The following is a 2,815-nucleotide window of genomic DNA, read 5'->3' as shown; positions in this document are numbered from 1 at the left end:
GAGCTCTAGAAAAAAGAAATTGGATGTTTACCTCTTGGACTAAATAATACTAGTGGTTTCTTATACACTACATAACCTAAAAAACCTCAGATCAAAAATTGATTTGAGGTTTTTCATTTATTTATTTTAACCCAGTGTTAAAATTATTCATATCGCAATCGTTTTAGTAGTTTTAAGAGCAATTTAATACCTAATTATAAGGTGCTTACCGTGAATACTTCGTATATTTGACCTTCAAAATTAAATAGATTTTAGAATGAATAAAAAAGTAATTTTAATGATTTTAGATGGTTGGGGAATTACACAAGACCCTAAAGTTTCTGCTATTTTTAACGCAAAAACTTCCTATATAGATAATTTATACAACTTATACCCTAATGCTAGTTTACGTACTGATGGTGAACATGTTGGATTACCTGAAGGGCAAATGGGAAATAGCGAAGTTGGACATATGAATTTAGGTGCTGGTAGAATTGTTTACCAAAACTTAGTTCGCATAAACATGGCTGTTAAAGATAAAACTTTAGGACAAGAAAAAGTTTTATTAGATGCGCTAACATACGCAAAAGAAAACAATAAAAACATACATTTATTAGGATTGGTTTCTAATGGAGGTATTCACTCGCATATAGATCATTTAAAAGGGTTATTAGATGTTGCCGCTGAAAATAATGCTGAAAATGTATTTTTACACGCATTTACAGATGGTAGAGATTGTGATCCAAAATCGGGTAAATTTTTTATAAATGACATTCAAGAACATATGGCAAAAACAACAGGAGAATTGGCAACAATTACCGGTCGTTATTTTGCAATGGACAGAGATAAACGCTGGGAACGTGTAAAAATAGCGTACGATGCTTTAGTAAATGCAACTGGTGAAAAAAGTACCGATGCCATAAAAAGTATTGAAGCAACCTATGCGGATAATGTAACCGATGAATTTATCAAACCTATTATTATGACAAATGAAAATGGCACACCAAAAGCACAAATAAAGGCTGATGATGTAGTTATTTTCTTTAATTATAGAACTGATAGAGGGCGTGAGTTAACTGAAGTTTTAACGCAAAAAGATTTTCCAGAATTTGGAATGAAAACCTTACCGTTACATTATGTTACAATGACAAACTACGATGAAACTTTTAAAAACATCAATGTTATTTACAATACCGATAATTTAGAAGATACTTTAGGTGAAGTTTTAGAAAAAGCGAATAAAAAACAAATTAGAATTGCTGAAACTGAAAAATATCCGCACGTTACTTTCTTCTTTTCAGGAGGAAGAGAGCAAGAATTTAAAGGTGAAAAACGTTTATTATGTCCATCACCAAAAGTTGCCACCTACGATTTAAAACCAGAAATGAGCGCTTTCGAAATTAAAGACGCTATTATTCCTGAACTTAAAAAAGGTGAAGTAGATTTTGTATGTTTAAATTTTGCAAATGGCGATATGGTTGGACACACTGGTGATATGGATGCTGCTATAAAAGCTTGTGAAGCTGTTGACCAATGTGTTGAAGATGTTATTACATCGGCTAACGAAAACAATTATACTACCATTGTAATTGCAGATCACGGTAACTGTGAAACTATGAAAAACCCAGATGGTTCCCCAAATACAGCTCATACAACAAATCCAGTCCCTTTTATTATTGTCGATAATGATATAAAAAACATTAAAGATGGTGTTTTAGGTGATATTGCACCAACAATTTTAAAATTAATGGGTATTGAACAACCAAAAGCAATGACAAGACATTCATTAGTTTAATGTATTGCAAAAAACATTAAATTAAATATTTTAAAATGAGAACTTATGTAAGCATATTGTTCTCATTTTTTTTGTTTAATTTTCAGAAAAAATAAACGATCAATGAAAAAACTAGCGTTAATTATTTGTGTATTCGTATTAAACCTTAGTTGCGGTAGTCAACAAAATGCAACAACATCGATAACTCCAAATCCGCCTGCGGTTCCAGAAACACCTGCACCAGCACCAACTATAGATGCAAGTGGAAATTTAGTTGGTATAACCGCTAAAAGTAATTTTTTAGAAGCTCCTTTTAATGATTGGTTTAACTTTAATTATGAAAACTATGAATTAAATACTGAAACCATTGCAACCTTAAAACCATTGCTAAAAAATATAACTATTAAAGCTTTTATGGGAACTTGGTGTGGAGACAGTCAAGAGCAAACACCCATTTTTTATAAAATTTTAGATACCACAGATTTTAAGTATCAAAATTTAGAAATGGTAGCGGTAGATCGCACTAAAAAAACACCCGATAATTTACAAGAAGGTTTAAATATTATTAGAGTTCCTACTTTTATTTTTTACAAAAATGGAGCAGAAATTGGTCGTTTTGTTGAATATCCAAGAGAAAGTGTAGAGGAAGATATACTGAAAATTGTTAGTGGTGAGGCCTACAAACATTCTTACGAAGATTAGGATTTTTTATTGTTTTTAATTAAGACATTGGCTTTAAAAAAGCAAAATGTTTGTATGTAAACTTTCTAATAGGATTGGCGTAACACAAACAAATTTATTTAGAAAGTTTTTTCGCATAATAGAGAATAAGAAAGTTCTTAGCTACAAACTTAATATGTAAAATTCGGTTAAAATTCTTAATTTTCTTGTTCTATGCTGTCCAATATCAAAAGTTGATCAATTACCTCGTTCGTAATGTTTTCTCCCCCTCCGCTATATATGGCGGCTGATTCATCAAAGACATAGCTTAATCGTTTGCGTGCTGCAACAATGTCGACAGCTCTTTTAATCCTGTCTTGAAGAGGTGTATTTAATTCATTG

3 protein-coding genes are annotated in these 2,815 nt (G+C 31.3%); 2 read left to right on the top strand and 1 reads right to left on the bottom strand.

Going from position 1 to position 2,815, the window contains the following annotated elements; genetic code table 11:
- Window positions 1-256 precede the first annotated feature (256 nt).
- Together gpmI and AB1Z17_RS13225 are read left to right on the top strand one after the other, a co-directional pair.
- On the top strand, window positions 257-1,774 hold the full coding sequence (gene gpmI, locus AB1Z17_RS13230) for a 2,3-bisphosphoglycerate-independent phosphoglycerate mutase (RefSeq protein ID WP_368052243.1): 1,518 nt from the start codon (window positions 257-259) through the stop codon (window positions 1,772-1,774).
- A 102-nt stretch (window positions 1,775-1,876) separates the two neighbouring features.
- A complete protein-coding gene (locus AB1Z17_RS13225) occupies window positions 1,877-2,455 on the top strand; it encodes a thioredoxin family protein (protein ID WP_368052242.1) in 579 nt (192 codons plus the stop codon).
- A 176-nt stretch (window positions 2,456-2,631) separates the two neighbouring features.
- On the opposite strand, the gene AB1Z17_RS13220 is transcribed toward AB1Z17_RS13225, so the two are convergent.
- A partial coding sequence (locus AB1Z17_RS13220) for an OmpH family outer membrane protein (RefSeq protein ID WP_368052241.1) occupies window positions 2,632-2,815 on the bottom strand: 184 nt, incomplete at its 5' end.

The organism is Lutibacter sp. (assembly GCF_040883305.1).
Lineage (GTDB): Bacteria > Bacteroidota > Bacteroidia > Flavobacteriales > Flavobacteriaceae > Lutibacter.
The sequence above is the reverse complement of the archived record's forward strand: the minus strand, read 5'-3'. Positions and strand labels throughout refer to the sequence as shown.